Below are 18,699 nucleotides of genomic sequence, written 5' to 3' on the forward strand. Positions count from 1 at the left end.
ACCCAAGAAATTGAAAACCTGAATGGATCGTCTCGTCGCCCTTGCCGTCAACCGGCGCTTCCTGATGGTCGGCATGTTCGTCGCCGTGCTGATCGGCGGCCTGATCGCGTTCAACCAGCTCAACATCGAGGCCTATCCGGATCCGACCCCGCCGATGGTCGACATCGTGACGCAGAGCCCGGGCCTGTCGGCGGAGGAGATCGAGCGCTACATCACGATCCCGATCGAGACGCAGGTCGCGGGTCTGAAGAACCTCACGACCATCCGCACCATCTCACTCTACGGCCTCTCCGACATCAAGCTGCAGTTCTCCTTTGCCTACACCTATGACGAGGCGTTGCAGCAGGTCTTGAACCGTCTGGCGCAGCTTGCGCCGCTGCCAGGCAACGTGCAGCCGCAGATCTCGCCGCTCAGCCCGATCGGTGAAATCTTCCGCTATCGCCTGGTCGGTCCGCCGAACTACAGCGTGCTCGACCTCAAGACCATCCAGGACTGGATTCTCCAGCGCCGCTTCCGCGCCGTGCCCGGCGTCATCGACGTCACCGGCTGGGGCGGCAAGAGCAAGACCTACGAGCTCCAGGTCGATTTCAACAAATTGGTCGCCAACGGCCTGACGCTGCCGCAATTGCTCCAGGCGGTCGGCAATTCCAACGTCAATGTCGGCGGCAACACCGTCAATATCGGCCAGCAATCGGCCGTGGTGCGCGGTGTCGGCCTGATCCGCTCGATCGACGATCTCGCCAACACCATGGTGGCGCAGACCGGCGGCAATCCGGTGCTGGTCAAGGATGTTGCAACCGTTACCGTCGGTCAGAAGCCACGTCTCGGCATTGCCGGCCTCGACGAGGCCGACGACATCGTGCAGGGCATCGTGCTGATGCGCCGTGGCGAGCAGAGCTCGCCGACCATCAAGCGCGTCCACCAGCTCGTCCAGCAGATCAACAACTCCAGCATCCTGCCGCCCGGCGTGCGCATCGAGCGCATCTACGACCGCGGGGACCTGATCGAGCTCACCACCCACACCGTGCTGCACAACATGGTGATCGGCATTTTGCTGATCGTGCTGTTGCAGTGGATATTCCTCGGTGATCTCCGCAGCGCGCTGATCGTCGGCGCCACCATTCCGTTCGCGCTGTTCTTCGCCGTCATCATCCTGGTGCTGCGCGGGGAATCGGCAAACCTCTTGTCGGTCGGCGCGATCGATTTCGGCCTGATCGTCGATGCCACGGTCATCATGGTGGAGGCGATCTTCCGGCGCCTGACGCAAACGACGCCGATGTCGGAATCCGAGCACATGTCGAATGAGACGCTGTTCGGCATGAAGAGCCACGCGATCCTCAGCGCCGCGGCCGACGTCTCTCGTTCGATCTTCTTCGCCGCGGCGATCATCATCGCGGCCTTCCTGCCGCTGTTCACGCTGTCCGGGGTCGAGGGCAACATCTTCGGGCCGATGGCGCGCACCTATGCCTATGCGCTCGCCGGCGGGCTGCTTGCGACGTTCACCGTCACGCCGGCGCTGTCCGCGATCATCCTGCCCGCGCATGTCGAGGAGACCGAGACGAAGGTGATGCTGATCCTGCACCGGTTGTACTCGCCGTTGCTGCATTGGGCGGTCGCCAATCGCAACATCGTCCTCGGCGGCGCCGTCGGCCTCGTGCTGATGACGGTGGCGCTCAGCCGGCTGCTCGGCCTCGAATTCCTGCCGAAGCTGGAGGAGGGCAATCTCTGGATCCGTGCCACGCTGCCGCCGACCATCTCGCTCCAGGAAGGCAACAGCTACGTGAACGAGATGCGCAAGGTGATCCGCGCCCGGCCCGAGGTCGAGTCCGTCGTGTCGCAACACGGCCGTCCCGACGACGGCACCGACGCCGCCGGCTTCTTCAACGCCGAGTTCTTCGCGCCGTTGAAACCCGTGAGCCAGTGGCCCGGCACCCGCGACAAGGAAGAGCTGACCGCGGAGCTGCTGAAGCAGCTCGACGATCGCTTCCCCGGCGTCGAGTTCAACTTCTCGCAATATCTCCAGGACAACGTCTCCGAAGCCGTCTCCGGCGTGAAGGGCGAGAACTCGATCAAGCTGTTCGGCAGCGACCTCCAGGCGCTCACCGACACCGCCAACAAGATCAAGTCGGTGCTGGCCACCGTGCAGGGCGTCACCGACCTTGCGGTGTTCACCTCGCTCGGGCAGCCGACCGTTCAGATCGACATCGACCGCGCCAAGGCCGCGCGCTATGGCCTTGCGCCGGGCGACATCAACGCCACCATCAAGGTCGCGATCGGCGGCGACACCGCCGGCGACCTTTATGAGCCCGGAAGCGACCGCCACTTCCCGATCATCGTTCGCCTCGCGCCGGAATACCGCCGGAGTGCCGAGGCGATCCAGAATTTGCGGATCGGCGCGCCCGGGCCGAACGGCACCGTCACGCAGATCCCCTTGAGCGAAGTCGCCACCATCAGCCTCGTCTCGGGCGCGGCCTACATCTATCGCGAGCAGCAGGAGCGTTATCTGCCGATCAAGTTCTCGGTGCGCGAGCGCGATCTCGGCAGCGCCATCCGCGAGGCGCAGCAGAAGATCGCCGAGCAGGTGCAGCTGCCGCCGGGCTCGCACATGGACTGGGTCGGCGAGTTCGGCAATCTCCAGGACGCGATCCGGCGGCTGTCGATCGTGGTGCCGATCTCGCTGGCGCTGATCGGCGTGCTGCTCTGGTTCAATTTCGGCTCGATGGCGGACACGCTGCTCGCGATGAGCGTGATTCCGATGGCGATCTTCGGCGGCGTGCTGGGCCTGTTGATATCAGGCACGGCGTTCAGTGTCTCCGCGGCGATCGGCTTCATCGCGCTGTTCGGCATCGCCGTGATGGACGGCATCATCATCCTGTCGCAGTTCAACCAGCTCATCGAAGAGGGCATGGACCGCATGAGCGCGGTGGTGCGCACCGGCGAGCTGCAGCTCCGTCCCGTGCTGATGACCTGCGTGGTCGCAGGCGTCGGCCTGCTGCCGGCGGCGCTGTCGGAGGGCATCGGCTCGCAGGTGCAGAAGCCGCTCGCGGTCGTCGTCGTCACCGGCATGATGCTGGCGCCGGTCGTGATCCTGGTGACCTTGCCGGGGCTGATCTCCTTCTTCTCCCGCCGCGCGCGCTGACCGTCAGAACCCGTAGAGCCGAGCCGGATTGTCGACCAGGATCTTCTTGCGCACCTCCGCATCCGGCGCCCACACCGGAAGCTGGTTGAGCAGCCGGCCGTCGTCGATCTGATAGAGCGGCGCGATGTCGGTGGGCTTGCGTCCCTCGACGCGACTGGAATCCGGATGCGGCCAGTCGGTACCCCAGACGATGCGGTCCGCATTGGCCGCGATCAGCGCGCGGGCATAGGGCACCATGTCCTGATAATCGGGCGCGAGCTTCGACGAGCGATAGGCGCCGGAGATCTTCACATAGGCCTTGCCGGATTTGACCAGCGCGACCAGGTCGGCAAATCCGGGTTGCTCCAGGCCGAGCGAGGCCTCGAGGCCGCCGAAATGGTCGAACACGACGGGTACCGGCGCCGTCTCGACGAGGTCCTTGATCGCCGAGATCATGGCAAGCGTGGTGTAAAGCTGCACGTGCCAGCCGCGCGCCTTCATGCGCTCGACTGCGGCGATGAAGCGCGGCCGGCCGATATTGGGGTCATTGACGCCGCCGGTCGCGAGATTGAGGCGGATGCCGCGGAAGCCGTCCTGATGCATCGTGTCGAGCACGCTCTCCGGCGTCTTGTCGTCGATCACGGCGACGCCGCGCGCGGTCGCGCCGCGCGCCTTCATGCCGAACAGAGTGGAGGAATTGTCGGTGCCGTAGACGCTCGGCGTCACGATCACCACGCGCTCGATATGCAGCGCCTTGTGCAGCGCGGCCATCTCCTCCGGCGAGGCTGGCTCGGGCGTGTAGACGCGCCCGGCAAAGAACGGAAATTTTTCGACATCGCCATGGATATGAGTGTGGCAGTCGCAGGCATGCGCCGGGACGTCGAAATTGATCGGCGTCGCGGGCTGCGCCGCGCGGGCGTGGGCTCTGTTGGTCATGGCTACTCCGGCGGCGAGGGAGGCAAGCAGGACGCTGCGTCGATTGAGCACGGTTTCTCTCCCTGTTTTTTTATTTGGTAGTGCGTCGGGACAATATCACATCAGCCGGACAGCTGCTGCGCCTCGTTGCATAGCTGCTCGACAAGCTCCGCAAGCGCGCGTGAGCCGTCAACGCGCACGACCGGGCATGGCAGACCCGCGAGCCAAGCCTCGTCTTTTGCGAGACTGCGGCCATCGCGATCGCCGACTTCGTAGCGTGAGGCCCATTCGACGAACGACTCCGTCTCCTCATGACGCCAGCCGCCCTGTGCGACAGCATCAGCTCCGAAATGCGCAGCCTCGCGGCCACGTAGGCGCTGCAAGCGAAGTTCGCGCGGCGTCGTCACAAAGACGACGAGATCGAAGAAGGGGACGAGTTCCTCACCCCAGCCGGTAACGGATCCGCTTAGGACCCAATCGCGATGCGGCAGAAACATCTCGTGCATCAGGCGCAGACGCTCGGCGGCAGGCCGCGTCGTGCGATAGGGCGGCGCGGTCGGCAGCCAGAAGTAATCGTCGCTGTCGTGATGCGGTAGCGCCAGCTGGCCCGCGAGCGCGCGACCGAGCGTCGTCACGCCGGAGCCTGAAACTCCCATCAGATGGATGCGGCGGCTTTTCATATTCACATCCTGAGACCGGCTGAACCGGCTGTGACCGGTAGCCGCGATTGCGACGTTTTCGCGCGACGTGCGGCGCGCTTCCTCAGGCAGCGCGGCGGCGCTTTGACGTCCGTCCGCTTGTCGCGGGTTGGGCCGACAAGGTCAGCCCCAACGCTCCGACAATGCGCATGACCGTGCCGAACTCCGGATTTCCGGTCTCGCCGAGAGCCTTGTACAGGCTCTCGCGGTTCAAGCCGGCTTTCTTCGCGATTGCGCTCATGCCGCGCGCACGCGCGACGAGCCCAAGCGCGTCACGCACGAAATCGGCATCTCCGGTCTCCAATGCAGCCGCAATATAGGCGGCTTGCCGCTCCTCGGTGTTGAGATAGTCAGCAGCGTCGAAGCGCGTCGTCCCGGACGCCGTTTTCATCGTCGTTCTTGCCGCCTTTGGCATCACAATGTCTCCGCCAGTTGCTGCGCTAGCTTGATGTCTTGTCGCTGCGTGCGCTTGTCGCCGCCACATAGCAGGATCACGATCTGCGCTCCCCGCTGCACGTAGTAAATCCGGTAGCCGGGACCGTAATCGATGCGCATTTCCCGGACGTTGCCGCCGACGCTCTTGCTGTCGCCGGGATTTCCCATCTGCATGCGACGAATTCGGACGGTGATCCGGGCTGCCGCATTGGCGTCCTTGAGGCGATTCAGCCACTCCGAAAAATGCTCGGTCTACCTCACCTCGGTCATGAAGTGCGATTGTAGTCTATGGGCTACAAAATGTCAAAGCGATCGCAGTAGCGTCCCGGGATGGCTTTGTGCTGGCTGGAGCTTGAAGGCGGTGCGACGCGGGTGCCTACTGTCCCGACGGCGTGCGCAGGCCGTGCCAGGCGTCGCGGACCTGGTGGTAATGTACCTCGGGCAGATAGTCCGGTGTGTTCAGGTTCAAGGTCTTGACGTCGAGATGGCCGATCGCGCTGAGCAGCGTGTAGGAGGCGATCACCCGGTCGCGTTGCGCGCCGATCAGGCGGGCCTTGGCCTGGATCAGATCGGCTTGCGAGTTCAAGACGTCCACGGTCGTGCGCTGGCCGCCGGCGGCCTCGCGCTGCACGCCCTGCAGCGCGACGGTCGCCGCCTTCACCTCGGACTCCGAGGCCGAGACCGTGATCTTCGCGCCTTCATTGGCGACCCAGGCGCTGACCGCCGCCGTGCGCGCCTGGTTGCGCACCTGGTCGAGCACGAGCCGGCTCTGCGCCGTGATCTCCTTGGCCTGCCGGGTCTGCGCCGCGGCCTGGCCGCCGTCGTAGATCGGCGCGGTGACATTGGCGACGATCGAAGCCTGGTCCTCGGCGAAGGTGCCGAGCGTCGGATCGTTGTTGCGGCTCTTGCTGGCGCTGCCCTGGATGCTGGCGCTCGGCAGCAGCGTGCCTTCGGCGATGCGGATGTTGGTGGAGGCGACGTCGACGTCGAAGCTTGCGGCCATCACCGCCGGATGCTGGCGGATCGCCATCGTCATGGCGTCCTCGCGGCTCTTCGGCAGATAGCGGTCGACGGACTCGGCAGGCTTGAGCTGCGACGGCGCATTGCCGATCACCTGCGCATAGGTGGCCTGGCTGACGGCGAGCGCGACCTCGGCGGCGTTGAGATCGGCAAGGCCGCGGTTGAGGCGGGCTTCGGCCTGCGCGGTGTCGGTCGGCGTGACATCGCCGGCATTGAGGCGGCGCTGGGTCACGGCGAGCGTCTCGCGCAGGAAGGCGACGTTGGAGCGCTGCGCCTCCACCAGCGACTGGTTGGCGAGCACGTTGGTGTAGGCGGTGACCGCATCGAGCAGCACGCCCTGGCCGACATTGCGCAGCGCTTCGCGGCCCGACTGCACCTGGAGTTCGGCGGCCCGCACGCCGTTGGCGGTGCGGAAGCCGTTGAACAGGGTCTGCGTCACTGTGACGCCGATGATCCAGGGCTTCAGATTGGCAGTCTGGATGGTGTTGTCGGGCAGCAGATTGCGCACCGATTGCAGGCCGGCGCTGAGGCTCGCCACGATCTGCGGCCGGTAGCCGGCGAGTGCTTGCGGCACGTTTTCGTCGGTCGCGCGCTGGCGCGCGCGCTCGGCATTGAGCTGCGGATTGGTCTGGTAGGCTTTTGCCAATGCCTCCGGCAGGGCTTCGGCCGACGCGGCCAAGGGCAGGGCGCAACAGAACGCCAGCGTGGTCCATGTTGCAAGCACAGGACCCACGCCTGATCGACGCCGCATCATCACGCGACCAGCTCTGGCGGCACGCCCAATCATGTAATCCCGCTAACCCCGGCTGTCCGCCCCCGCCGACGGTGGCCTCTTAACTGTTTAACCAGCCGGGGTCGCGCAGGCAAACTGCCGCGGGGAAAACTCCCATGTATTCCGTGCTTGTTGCAGGGGCGTCACAGCATTTTTGCGGAGAGAGGCCAGAGCCTTACACCAGCCTGACCGCTCGCTCTCCTTACCGGTTCTTGTTCACCGGCTTGCGCTTCTCGATGAACGCCGCCATGCCCTCGGAGCGGTCCTCCAGCGCGAAGGTCGAGTGGAACAGGTTGCGCTCGACGCTCATGCCCTCGGCGAGCGTGGTCTCGAAGGCGCGGTTCACCGCTTCCTTGGCCATCGCGGCCGCAGGGCGCGACATCGCGGCGATCTTCTCGGCTGCCGCCATCACTTCGTCCATCAGCTTGTCGGCGGGTACGATGCGGCTGACGAGGCCCGAGCGCTCGGCTTCCGCCGCATCCATCATCCGGCCGGTGAGGCAGAGGTCCATGGCCTTGGACTTGCCGATCGCGCGCGTCAGGCGCTGGGTCCCGCCGATGCCGGGAATGGTGCCGAGCGGGATCTCGGGCTGGCCGAACTTTGCGGTGTCGGCGGCGATGATGAAATCGCACATCATGGCGAGCTCGCAGCCGCCGCCGAGCGCGTAGCCCGCGACCGCGGCGATCGTCGGCTTGCGGCAACGCGCGACGCGGTCGCCGCCGATCGCGGCAAAATCCTCGGAGAACATGTCGATGAAGCCCTTGGGCTGCATCTCCTTGATGTCGGCGCCGGCGGCAAAGGCCTTCTCGTTGCCGGTCACGACGATGCAGCCGATGGCGTCATCGGCCTCGAGATCGTCGACCGCCGCGGCGATCTCGCGGAAGACGCCGAACGAGAGTGCATTGAGCATTTTCGGCCGGTTCAGCTTGACGATGCCGACCGCGCCGATGCTTTCGACGATGATGTGTTCGAACGTGCTCATGCTCCACCCACGCTTTTGATTGAGCGGGCAATGTGCCCGCTGGCGCGGTGGGCTTCAAGGGGTACAGGCCGCCGGAACGCGACGAAAGGCGCGTTCCGGACAAGGTCCGCCAGGCCAGTTCTCAGGCCGCCAATCGGCCAGCAATCACGCCATGAACATCCGCGCGGCGGACGCCAGCGTCAGCAGCGTGCCGACGCCGATGAAGATCTTGCCGATCAGAGAGCTCTGGTCCCAGGCCGAGCTCTGCTGGCTGCTTGCCATCACCGGCGCCGGCCGTGGCTGCGCCTCGGTTGCGGCAATCACCGCCTTCTGCGCCAGCGGGTTCTCCTGCACGGCGCGATCGATGTCGTTGAGCTGATCGGGCGCGACGACCTGGCTCTCGGGGTTCGCTGCGCTGGTATTATCGGCTGCTGCCTGCACATTGTCGTTGGCGCGGTTCGTCATTGCGGAGGCGGCAGCGGCAGTCGGCGTATCGGCGGCGAGCTGCGCATTGGCGTTGGCGACCTCCGGCGGCATCTGGCTCGACGCCGGTACCTGACTGTCGGTCTTGTCGTTCATGGCCTCGTCGGCCTTGGCGCTGTCGGTCTTGGCGCCGTCGGTCTTGGCCGCGGCGTCCTTCTTGTCGGCCTTGTCGTCGGATTTCTGCGTCGTCTTGCTGCTGCTGGTGCGGCGCGCGTCGTGGCGCCGGTGCTTGGCCGTGTCGGCCTGCTTGTCTGCGCTGTCCGCTTTACTGCTCGCGGCCGAACTCGGGGCCGCCTGTGCAACACCCCCGAACAGCAAGAAAAGCCCGGCCAAGACAATCAGGGCCGCGCGCGCGCTGGTTTTCATCATGTTGACGATCTCCCCAATTCCGCCCGTCCCGGCAGCGAACAGAGACCCTGGGGCGTGACGACAGCGGGGCAGAAAATGGGAATCTTCGGGCTACACCCGGCAAAAACGGGGCAAACCGTCCCCCGCGGCTGGCCGCCCGATGCGGGACGCGCCGATCGGTGTTATGAGCCGTCGCCGATGTTTGCGGCCGCGCCGGTCGCGAGGTCCGGGTCCAGATCACGAATTCGTGATATGGCCGGCCCCCGCGTAACAAATTGAAAGAGCGGCCGAATTGCATGGTGAGGGGCGCGGGTGCGCGGACGTGAGGACGAATGGACCGGCCTGATGCGGTCGGCCATGGCCGGCGATGATGCGGCATATCATCGCTTGTTGAAGGCAGTCACGCCGGTGCTGCGCGCCGCCGCGAGGCGCGGCCTGGCGCGGGCAGGTCAGCCTCCCGACCAGGCCGAGGATATCGTGCAGGAGATTCTGTTGGCGGTGCATCTGAAGCGGCACACTTGGGACAGCGAAGCCCCCTTCGCGCCCTGGCTGTTTGCGATCGGCCGCAACAAGCTGATCGACGCGCTCCGCCGGCGCGGCAAGCGCGTGTTCGTCAACATCGACGATTTCGCCGAGACGCTGCCAGGTGAGGCGCCGCAGGAGACCGCTTCGGCTGGCGAGGTCGCCGCCCAACTGGGCACCCTGCCGCAGCGTCAGCGCGACGTGCTGCAATCGATCGCGGTCGAGGCTGCCTCGATCAAGGATACGGCGGCAAAGTTCTCGATGAGCGAGGGTGCGGTGCGGGTCGCGCTGCACCGCGGACTTGCGGCGCTGACGGCCAAACTGCGGGACCACTAGTCATGGACACCGATCAACTCATTCGCTCGCTCGCCGCCGACAACGCCCGCCGCGCGCCACGCGTCGGCGCCGTGCTGACCATGGCGCTGCTGGTCGCCGCGCCGCTGTCGATCCTGATCTTTGCGACGTTCCTCGGCGTGCGCGCCGACGTGATGAGCGCGATGCGCAATCCGTTCTTCGACATGAAGTTCGCGGTGACGCTGTCGCTCGCAATCCCCGCCATCATCGTCAGCCTGCATTTGTCGCGTCCCGAAGCCCTGCTGCGCGGCTGGGGCTGGCTGCTGCTGCTCCCCGTCGGCCTGCTTGCGGTTGCGATCGGCAGCGAGGCGATGCTGGCCCCGGCCATGCCGATGACGATGCGGCTGATGGGCAAGAACTCCAGGACTTGCCTGATGGCGATCCCCGCGATGTCGCTGCCGCTGCTCGCAGGGGCACTGTTCGGCCTTCGCCATGGCGCGCCGTCCAACCCTGCGCTTGCCGGAGCGCTCGCGGGCCTGGTGTCGGCCGGGCTCGCTGCGACGCTCTACGCCTCGCACTGCACCGACGATTCCCCGCTGTTCGTCGCGACCTGGTACACGCTCGCGACCGCGGTGGTGACGGCGATCGGCGCGGCGGTTGGATCGAGGGTGTTGCGGTATTAAGCCGCCGGCGTCGCGTTCTGCATGCGGTGGAAGCGCAGCACCTGCTGCGCGGTGGAGCTGCGCAGGGCCTCGTAGGTGTCGCGCAGCGCCAGCATGTCGGTCTGCGACCCGCCGGATAGCTTCTCGCGCATGGCGATGATCGCGCGCACGCTCGACCATTGCATGCCCGCGACCTTGGCAAGGATCATCACGCCTTCGGTGCGGCTTTCGATCATCATGGTCTCGGCGGTCTCGACCGCGACGCCGGCGAGCGCCGCAAGGCCCGCATTGGTCTCATCGAACTTGCCCTGCTCGGCAAAGGCGGTGACCTGGAATTCGTTGAGGCGGCCGTCCTCGTGCAGCGACTTCACCAGTGCGCGCGCCATCTCGGTCTGCCTGGTCATGGCGGCGGTGCGGACCCGCTGGGCCGCCTGCTGCACCACGCTTGACACTTCGTCCGCGAGCTCCGGATGCGCGGCCTCCAGCTTCCGGCGCACGGTCAAGGACGCCTTCGCAACCAGCTTCAGGTAATGATGGCGCGGCAGGTCGGGCCGCAAGCCGATGCAGGTGGCGAGGTGGTCGTCGCGTTCGGCGCGCGTGACGAGATCGGTGAGACATTGCTCGGAGAGCCGAGCGCCGGGATTGCCGACGGTCGATTGCACGACGTCCTCGTTGCCGCGTGTCACCAGTACGTCGGTCAGGGCTTCCGACAGAACCCGCCGCAGCGAGATCGCCTTCAGATGCGCCTGGCCCCGCGTGCGCGCGATCTCGATCAGGGTGGCCTCGTCCAGCCGTTCCGATTTCGACAGCGCGGGTCCTGCGACCTCGATGACCTCGTCGAGCGCGAGCGTGCGGATGATCTTCGGCGGCGCAGCCGCGATCGGCGCCAGGCGTTCGGCGAGCAGCGCCCTGGCCGACGTCTCGATCTGCTCGATCAGGCACTGGAACACGTCGTCGAACACGCGGATGTGGTCGTCGGAATAGTCGACTGCGTTGCCTACGAAAAGATCGGTGACGCGGCGCAACGTCTCGACCCGGCGCGCAACGGTGCCGTGCGAGAGGGCAGCCTGCAGTTCCTCGAGCAGATTTTCGGATGGTCTTGCGGATTTGGAACTCATTGCCCTGTCCTGGAGCGTTCGGCCCGGTGGCGGCTTCTGTCGCACCGGAGGAGAATGGATTGGTCAGCTCGTTGCGATGCAGTTGCGCCCTTGCGCCTTGGCGGAATAGAGCGCGCTGTCGGCGCGCGCGAGAAACGTGTCGGCAGTATCGGCGTCGCGCAGCGTCACGACGCCCGCGGAAATGGTCACCCGCATGCCCGGAGAGAACGCGCTCCAGTCGAGATCGGCGACGATGCCGCGCAAGCGCTCGAGCATGTGGCGCGCGGCGTCGCCCGACGTGTCCGGCAGCAGCAGCAGGAATTCCTCGCCGCCGTAGCGGCCGAAACTGTCGGCGGTGCGGATGTTGGCGAAAATGGTGATCGCGAAGGTGCGCAGCACCTCGTCGCCGACGGGATGGCCGTGGGCGTCGTTGATGCGCTTGAACCAGTCGAGATCGATCAGCGCGATCGCACAAGGCGTGGATGCCTGCCGCGACTTGTCGATCTCGGCGTCGAGAAGCCGCATGATGCAGCGGCGGTTATAGGAGCCGGTGAGCTCGTCGAGCTCGGCCAGTTCCTCGATGCGCCGATAGGCGGCCTTCAGTTCGATGCTACGCCGGTACAGGATCTTGCGCAGCGTGGCGCCGAACAGGCCGAGGAACGCGCACTGGCCGATCACCAGCACGAAGCAGAGCATCGAGGCGGTTCGCTGCAGCCGGGTCGCGACCGGCAGTCCGATCGGCAGGTCCGATCCGAGGAAAACCAAGACGAGCCCGCAGGTGGCAAGGCCCCAGGTGAGCATTGCCTGGCTCGACGTCATGCGCAGCGTGCCGAACGCGAAGATCAGAAACAACACGGCGAGGAACGCCACCCCGACCGTCGGGACCGCGAGCAGGAACACCAGTTGCAGCGCCATATGCGCCGAGATCTGATAGACGGTGAGGTAATGATCCTCGAACCGGTCGCCGAAACCGGCTTCGGACAGCACCGTGAACGTCCCGATGATCAGGAGGCCGCCGAGCCAGAACAGCGACGGAACGCCCATGGAGATCGTGCCGTCATAGGCGTAGAGCAGCAGGACCGAGGCGCCCAGCGAGTAGCTCGCGACCTGGCCGATATACATCTGGCGGCGCTGCCGGGCCCGTCGTGCCCTGACTTCGGGAGCCGTCGTCTCGGGCGCGAGGACGAGATCCGCGACCTTTGCGGCATTCCTCTCGGGAAAGGACGTCGCGGCCGTGCTCATGGTCCTGCCAATGGTGGATGATCAGCGCAAAAATCTACGTGGCAAGCCTTTAGGTTTGGTATCCTTTGAAATCGAATCCGAACCGTGCAGCACGGAACAAGGTGATCAGCCAGCGCGAGAATTTAACCGGCGATCACGTATCGTGTGCGATGTGGTCGAGCCAAAGCAGGGCTTGGCGCGACAAACGTGGTGCAGGGCTGCTATGGAACCGGACTTGGCCGGGCCGCCTGTGCCGGATAGGCACTCCGCAGGGAAATATCTTAGTATTATGTTACCGATCTGGACTGACGCCGCAGACCGCCGCGGGTGGGACAAGAAAAATGCCTGTATGTGGGGTAGCTCACACAGCTTCCCGTATGACTGCGGTAGCTTGAACAATTTTGCGCCCCCCGTCGAACCGTCCGCCGCATCGACCCGACCAACTTTGCGAGACGGCCATTGAGTGTGACACAGGCGGCTTCGGACGAGATCCTGATCGCCAGGATCGCTCAAGGTGACCGGCTCGCCATGCAGGTGCTGTACGGGCGGCACCATGTCAGGGTTTACAGGTTCGGACTGAGGCTCGTGCGGGACGAGCAGGCGGCGGAAGACCTCATCAGCGAGGTGTTCCTCGACGTCTGGCGTCAAGCCGGCAAGTTCGAGGGCCGATCCGCCGTTTCCACCTGGCTGCTGGCAATCACCCGATTCAAGGCCCTGTCTGCGCTCCGGCGCAGGAAGGATTTCGAACTGGACGAAGAAGCTGCCAACGCGATCGAGGATACGTCCGACGATCCGGAAACGGTGGTGCAGAAGAAGGATACCAGTGAGGCGTTGCGGGAGTGTCTGACGGGCCTCTCGCCGGAACACCGGGAGATCGTCGATCTCGTCTACTACCACGAGAAGTCCGTGGAAGAGGTGGCCGAAATCGTCGGAATCCCGGAGAACACTGTGAAGACGCGCTTGTTCTATGCGCGCAAGAAACTGGCCGAACTGCTGAAGGCAGCCGGCGTTGAGCGAGGCTGGCCATGATGGCGTTGAGCAAGAAGATGCTGGAGCAAGAGCCCAGTGAAATTGAACTGCTGCTGCCGTGGCACGCCGCCGGCACGCTGAACGCGCGCGATGCGCGCCGTGTCGAGGAAGCGCTGGCGCGCGATCCCGAGCTTGCCAGGCAATATGCCGCGATCCGCGGCGAGTACGAAGAGACCATCCATCTGAACGAGAGCCTGGGCGCGCCGTCGGCGCGCGCGATGCAGAAGCTGTTCGCCGCGATCGACGCCGAGCCGGCGCGGGCGAGCGGCTCGCTGCCGCTGTCGGCGCGCATCTCGACCTTCTTCGCGAGCTTGTCGCCGCGCACGTTGGCGTGGTCCGCAAGCCTCGGCGCCGTCGCGCTCGTGCTGCAAGCCGGAATCATCGGCGCCGTGCTGATGAAGAACCAGCCGGCGACCTTCCAGACGGCTTCGCTCTCGACCAGCGCGCCGATCACACGCGAACTCGGTAGCACCGCCGCGCCGGCGCGCGCGCTGGTGCGCTTCACGCCCGAGGCACGCGTCGCCGACATCACCGCGCTGCTCGACAGCTACCAGGCTTCGATCATCGGTGACGCCAAGGGCGGCATGTTCCGCCTCCAATTCGAGCGGGCGATGAGCCAGGACGAGCTCGCCTCGCTGCTCGCCAGGATGCAGCGCGAGAAGTTCGTCAACCTCGCCGTCGCGGCGCCCTAGGCGCGCCGTTGAGCCGATGATGGGCAAGTCCGAGAGCAGGGTGCGTGCCGGGGCCTACGCTTCATCGGTCGGGGCCGCGCTTCTGGTTGCCTCCTGTTTCGGCGCCGAGGTTGCAGAGGCGCAGGCGATCATGCGTACGCCTACGATCAGTGTTCCCTCGCGCACGCCGACCATCACTCCGAGCATTGCCCGCGTCAGCCCCAGTGTCGCTGCGCGTGCGGTCAGCGTCGACCGCGGCCCGCGGACGATGGCGACCATTCCCCACACCACGTCGTCGCGCGTACGATCGACGCCGGTGCTGCCCTATGCGCGTTACTCGCCGAACCTCTATCCGGCCTGCACCGCGCCCTATCGCAGCGCCGACGGCGAATGCCTGGCGCAGCCGAATGCAGGCGGCGATGGCACCGGAAAATCGGGCAAGAAGAGCGCCGGCAAGGGGCGTGGCAACAACACACAGGTCGCGGTGACCTCGCGCAGCCTCGCAGGCGAATTCGTCGCCGAGATCGACGGTGCGCTGTCGTCGGCCGAGGCCGACGAGCTGGCGCGTCGCCACGGCCTGACCCGCGTCGCTTCCGAGAACTTCCCGCTGATCGGAGCCACGTTCGGCCTGTTCCGCATCACCGACGGCCGGCCATACGAGACGGTGCGGCGCGAATTCGCGGCCGACGGCAGCGTGCGCTCGCTGCAGCCGAACTTCCGCTACCTGCTGCAGGACCAGAAATCGTCGGGGACGACCGAGGGCGATCCCGCGCAATATGCGCTGACAAAGCTCCGCCTGCCGCAGGCACATGCGCTGGCGCACGGAGCCAACGTCACGGTTGCCGTGATCGATTCCGGCATCGACGCCAAGCATCCCGAACTCGCCAATTCCGTCGCCGACAATTTCGATGCGCTCGGCAGTGCCGAGGGGCCGCACGTCCATGGCACCGGCATCGCCGGTGCCATCGTGGCGCATGCCCGTCTGATGGGCAGCGCGCCCGAGGCGCGCATCATCGCCATCCGGGCCTTCGGCGGCGCCAATGGCGGCGCCGAGAGCTCGTCCTACATCATCCTGCGCTCCCTGAATTACGCCGCCGAGCACGGTGCGCAGATCGTGAATATGAGCTTTGCCGGTCCAAAGGACGCGGTGATCGAGCGCGCGATCGCGGCGACGGCCGCGCGCGGCCTCGTGCTGATCGCGGCCGCCGGCAATGCCGGCGCGAAATCGCCGCCGCTCTATCCGGCAGCCAATCCCAATGTGATTGCGGTCAGCGCGACGGATCAGCAGGACAGGCTGTTCTCCGCCTCCAACCGCGGCAACTACATCGCGATCGCAGCCCCCGGCGTCGACATCTTCCTGCCGGCACCCGACGGCAAATATCAGATGACGTCGGGAACCTCGTTCTCCGCCGCCTATGTCTCCGGCGTCGCGGCGCTGCTGCTCGAGCGCAACTACGCTCTGAAGCCGGAGGCGCTGCGCATGACGCTGGCAAAGACCGCGCGCGACCTCGGCTCACCCGGGCGTGACGACCTTTTCGGCGACGGTCAGGCCGACGCGTTTGCCGCGGTCACGGCTGTTCCCGCTGACAGTGCGACGCCGGTTGCCGCTGCCTCCGGTACAACAAAACGTGAAGACGCAGGCAAGCGTCGCGACGAGCCTGGCGTTCGCGCGATCGAGCAACCCTCGCTCTCGAGCGCGGACGATAAATCCGCGGTTTCTCAGGCAGATAGGCCGGCGAGCCGATAGCGGCTGCGACAAGGATGCGCGAGCGGCCGAAGGTCAAAAAAGCGAACCCCGCATTGAACGTTCAGCCAGCTGCCACGACCAACTGATGTGGGAGCGGTCATCCCTCCCCATCAGTCATATCAGGCGCGAGCGCCCATCCACCCCAAGCGCCCATATGGCTCGACCCGTCCGGTTGTCCCCCCGGACGGGTCTTTTCTTTTCAGAGCGTTTTTGAGCGAAGTGGATACCGGTTCGCGTGAAGAAAACGCGTCAAAACAAGAATCTAGAGCTTCGGTTCTGATTCAATCAGAACCGAAGCTCGGGGCGTCCGATTTTTTGAAGCGTCGCATTCGCTCAGCTTGCGGTTGAAGACTGCCTCGGCGGTGGTCGCCGTCGCTCGCGCAACGCGCCGCAAGTCCGTTATGCTTGTGCGAAGCTTGACTCGAAAACACGGAAAATCACCGCGCGACTACGGTGTTTGATGACGAATGCCGTGTCGTTGCTGGACAAGTCAAAACTTTTCCACAAAATATTCATGTCGCGTCTAAATTGATTCGTGTGCGTTGCGTCCCCGCGTCCGTATTCTCTCCTGACGGGCTGGTTCATGACACATCGCCAAGAGTTTGTTCGCGACGCGGCTGGCAACCGCCACATCGCGGCGCGCTGGTGCGCTCTCGCCGAGCAGCGCCTGCAACATCTCTCCGAGATGTTCGAGACCGGCCGCTGGCGCCGCTATCATTCCGAGATCGCATTCCTCGAAAACATTCAGGAAGCCAAGCGTGCCGTCCAGACGTGGCGCGCGCTTGCAACCGGCGGGGATGTCGCCGAGGCGGCCGCGAGCGTGACGCCCGCATTCGGATGGTCGCCGGCGACGATGCCTCGCATGGCGCCGCGCGAGCAGCACGCGCAGACCGTGCAGCCCAAGGCCGTTCACATCGCTCCCGAGACCGCCATGCCGGTGAGGCTCGATCCGAAGCCGGACGTGCTCGCTGAGATCACCGCAGCCCCGATCGCGCCGCTTGCTCCAATCGCACCGCCCGCCGCGCCCGCCGCGGTGGCACCGCTTACCTTGCCTGTTGCCACGGCGCCGAGCGCCGCGCCCGCGGCGCTGGCAACGCTTCTGCCGCAGTTCTCCCCGCCCGCCACTGAAATCGTTGCTGCTCCCGAGCGCGTCGTCGAATTCACCTTCAGCCTTGACGGCCTGGAAGCGAAGTACCCGCTGCTGCGCAACGCGTTCTAACGCCGCACCGCATTCCCGCCGACCACCACCTGTGCGAAACGTTGCGCCCCTTCGGCCGACAGATCCGACGTCACCGCCCGCGCATGGTCGAGCCCGACCACGGCGCCTCGTGGCGTTTCCGAGATCATGTTGTTGTTGACGAGCGCGGTGCCGGCGCCCGGCATCACGGAGACGCCGACGCCGGCCAGCGCCTTGCGGATCACGTTCCCCGTGATCGCAACATCGCGCAGATATTTGCCCCAGCCGGCGACGATGCCGTAGGACGGCGCGTTCTCGATCACGTTGCCGGTGACCGATGAATCCGCCTCGATGTAGATGCCGACCCCGGCATCGTCGTCCGGCGCGGTGCCGATCGGCCGCTTCGGGATCAGGTTGCGGATGATGTTGCCCTGGACCACCGCGATGCGGCCGCCTTCGTTGAAATTGCAGACGGAGACGCCGACGGCAGCGCCGTCCACCGTGTTGTTGGCGATCACGGCGGCCTCGAACGCGAACTCCGAATAGAGCGCGACCTCGCGCACGTCGCTGACGCTGTTGCCTGATATGTGGATGTTGGAGGCGGAGTTGCCGCGCACGGCCGAGTAATCGCAATTCTTGATGCGATTGCCGCGCACAATCACGTTGCTGGCGCGGAAGGCGTTGATGGCATTGCCGTACTGGCCGGAGCCGCCGGGGCCGGCCTTGATGTCTTCGATGCGGTTGTCGGCGACGAGCGTGCCGTCATCGCCGATCGCGGTGCGCAGGATCTCGATGCCGTTGTCATTGGTGCCGAGAATCGTGTTGCGGGAAACGCTGAGGCTCTTGGCGTCGAACGAGACGACGGCGGTCACCGCGATGTCAGTGAAGATGTTCCCGGAGATCTCGCCGGCGACCTGCTCGAGCCAGATGCCGCTGCCGCCCGAGTTCGTGATCTCGCAATCGGAGATGCGGACGTCGCGCCCGCCGAGGACATGGATCAGTCCGCGCCGTGTCGGCAAAGGAATCTTGCCGCCGTCGAAGGTGATACCGGTGAGGCCGATCGCATCGGAGCCGTCGCACTGGATCGCCGAGGCCCCGCCGGTGAAGACGAGCTTGGTCGCACCGCGCACGCCGATCAGTTGCGTGCCGTGCGGCAGGCGCAGCAATCCGCTGCGGTAGACGCCGGGTGGCAGCGCCAGCGGCATTTTCGCCCGCGCGGCCTCGTCGATGGCACGCTGCAGCGCGCGGGTCTGATCCTCGCTGCTGCCGGGCCGCACGCCGTATTGCGTGGCATCGCGGCCGAGCAGGGACGTTAGCGGCGCCGCGCGCGCGGCGTCAACAGGCATGGCCAGTGCACCGGCAATGCCTGCAGTCGAAGCCCCGATGAGATGACGGCGATTGAGGTCCATGACGCGTCCTTCGGCGGACGCGGGAGGTCCGCGGGAGTTAGGTAGCGCAGGGCGACGGCGGCCGTGAGGATTGTTCGCGGTAGGGTTAAATGTTTACGCAAAGACGGTGCCGTAGGAGGT

The 18,699-nt window shown here is 65.7% G+C and carries 16 protein-coding genes and 1 pseudogene; 7 read left to right on the forward strand and 10 right to left on the reverse strand.

Annotated elements, in window-relative coordinates:
• The first annotated feature begins 22 nt into the window (after window positions 1–22).
• Window positions 23–3,139 carry an efflux RND transporter permease subunit gene (locus CVM73_RS01265; protein ID WP_100230198.1) on the forward strand — a complete coding sequence of 1,039 codons (3,117 nt, stop codon included), beginning with the start codon at window positions 23–25 and terminating at the stop codon, window positions 3,137–3,139.
• A gap of 3 nt (window positions 3,140–3,142) precedes the next feature.
• Here CVM73_RS01265 and CVM73_RS01270 read toward each other — a convergent pair whose 3' ends face one another.
• From CVM73_RS01270 to CVM73_RS01300, 7 genes and pseudogenes are all read right to left on the reverse strand, one after another.
• Window positions 3,143–4,105 (reverse strand): amidohydrolase family protein, encoded by a 963-nt coding sequence (locus CVM73_RS01270; RefSeq protein ID WP_100230199.1) that lies wholly within the window; start codon window positions 4,103–4,105, stop codon window positions 3,143–3,145.
• Window positions 4,106–4,155: 50 nt separating this feature from the next.
• Window positions 4,156–4,713 carry a P-loop NTPase family protein gene (locus CVM73_RS01275; RefSeq protein WP_100230200.1) on the reverse strand — a complete coding sequence of 186 codons (558 nt, stop codon included), beginning with the start codon at window positions 4,711–4,713 and terminating at the stop codon, window positions 4,156–4,158.
• Between the two features lie 82 nt (window positions 4,714–4,795).
• A complete protein-coding gene (locus CVM73_RS01280; RefSeq protein WP_100230201.1) occupies window positions 4,796–5,146 on the reverse strand; it encodes an addiction module antidote protein in 351 nt (116 codons plus the stop codon).
• Window positions 5,146–5,406, reverse strand: a pseudogene (locus CVM73_RS01285) (type II toxin-antitoxin system RelE/ParE family toxin); the annotation flags it as partial. The pseudogene CVM73_RS01285 and the gene CVM73_RS01280, both read right to left, overlap by 1 nt.
• A 136-nt stretch (window positions 5,407–5,542) precedes the next feature.
• Window positions 5,543–6,973: a TolC family outer membrane protein gene (locus CVM73_RS01290; protein WP_100230202.1), complete on the reverse strand. Its 1,431-nt coding sequence runs from the start codon at window positions 6,971–6,973 to the stop codon at window positions 5,543–5,545.
• A gap of 187 nt (window positions 6,974–7,160) precedes the next feature.
• Window positions 7,161–7,940 carry an enoyl-CoA hydratase gene (locus CVM73_RS01295; RefSeq protein WP_100230203.1) on the reverse strand — a complete coding sequence of 260 codons (780 nt, stop codon included), beginning with the start codon at window positions 7,938–7,940 and terminating at the stop codon, window positions 7,161–7,163.
• Window positions 7,941–8,084: 144 nt separating this feature from the next.
• Entirely contained in the window at window positions 8,085–8,771 is a 687-nt protein-coding gene (locus CVM73_RS01300; RefSeq protein WP_100230204.1) for a hypothetical protein, read from the reverse strand.
• A gap of 291 nt (window positions 8,772–9,062) precedes the next feature.
• Between CVM73_RS01300 and CVM73_RS01305 the strand changes: the two genes are divergently transcribed.
• Together CVM73_RS01305 and CVM73_RS01310 are read left to right on the forward strand one after the other, a co-directional pair.
• Window positions 9,063–9,608 carry a sigma-70 family RNA polymerase sigma factor gene (locus CVM73_RS01305; RefSeq protein WP_100230205.1) on the forward strand — a complete coding sequence of 182 codons (546 nt, stop codon included), beginning with the start codon at window positions 9,063–9,065 and terminating at the stop codon, window positions 9,606–9,608.
• A 2-nt stretch (window positions 9,609–9,610) separates the two neighbouring features.
• Window positions 9,611–10,249 carry an NrsF family protein gene (locus tag CVM73_RS01310; protein ID WP_100230206.1) on the forward strand — a complete coding sequence of 213 codons (639 nt, stop codon included), beginning with the start codon at window positions 9,611–9,613 and terminating at the stop codon, window positions 10,247–10,249.
• On the opposite strand, the gene CVM73_RS01315 is transcribed toward CVM73_RS01310, so the two are convergent.
• Window positions 10,246–11,346 (reverse strand): DUF2336 domain-containing protein, encoded by a 1,101-nt coding sequence (locus CVM73_RS01315; RefSeq protein ID WP_100230207.1) that lies wholly within the window; start codon window positions 11,344–11,346, stop codon window positions 10,246–10,248. The genes CVM73_RS01310 and CVM73_RS01315 overlap by 4 nt on opposite strands.
• 63 nt (window positions 11,347–11,409) lie before the next feature.
• Complete coding sequence (locus tag CVM73_RS01320; protein ID WP_100230208.1) at window positions 11,410–12,567, reverse strand: GGDEF domain-containing protein; 1,158 nt, start codon at window positions 12,565–12,567, stop codon at window positions 11,410–11,412.
• A 438-nt stretch (window positions 12,568–13,005) separates the two neighbouring features.
• On the opposite strand from CVM73_RS01320, the gene CVM73_RS01325 reads away from it, so the two are divergent.
• From CVM73_RS01325 to CVM73_RS01345, 4 genes are all read left to right on the forward strand, one after another.
• On the forward strand, window positions 13,006–13,575 hold the full coding sequence (locus tag CVM73_RS01325) for a sigma-70 family RNA polymerase sigma factor (RefSeq protein ID WP_024339775.1): 570 nt from the start codon (window positions 13,006–13,008) through the stop codon (window positions 13,573–13,575).
• Window positions 13,572–14,267 carry a hypothetical protein gene (locus tag CVM73_RS01330; RefSeq protein WP_100230210.1) on the forward strand — a complete coding sequence of 232 codons (696 nt, stop codon included), beginning with the start codon at window positions 13,572–13,574 and terminating at the stop codon, window positions 14,265–14,267. Before CVM73_RS01325 ends, CVM73_RS01330 begins: the two co-directional genes overlap by 4 nt.
• A gap of 16 nt (window positions 14,268–14,283) precedes the next feature.
• Window positions 14,284–15,993, forward strand: a complete 1,710-nt coding sequence (locus tag CVM73_RS01335; protein ID WP_100230211.1) for a S8 family serine peptidase — start codon at window positions 14,284–14,286, stop codon at window positions 15,991–15,993.
• Window positions 15,994–16,576: 583 nt separating this feature from the next.
• Window positions 16,577–17,212: a TIGR03809 family protein gene (locus tag CVM73_RS01345; protein WP_100230213.1), complete on the forward strand. Its 636-nt coding sequence runs from the start codon at window positions 16,577–16,579 to the stop codon at window positions 17,210–17,212.
• On the opposite strand, the gene CVM73_RS01350 is transcribed toward CVM73_RS01345, so the two are convergent.
• On the reverse strand, window positions 17,209–18,579 hold the full coding sequence (locus CVM73_RS01350; protein WP_100230214.1) for a TIGR03808 family TAT-translocated repetitive protein: 1,371 nt from the start codon (window positions 18,577–18,579) through the stop codon (window positions 17,209–17,211). The two genes, CVM73_RS01345 and CVM73_RS01350, sit on opposite strands and share 4 nt — an antisense overlap.
• Between the last annotated feature and the right edge of the window lie 120 nt (window positions 18,580–18,699).

The sequence above is a fragment of the Bradyrhizobium forestalis genome (genome assembly GCF_002795245.1).
In the GTDB taxonomy this organism is placed as follows: Bacteria; Pseudomonadota; Alphaproteobacteria; order Rhizobiales; family Xanthobacteraceae; genus Bradyrhizobium; species Bradyrhizobium forestalis.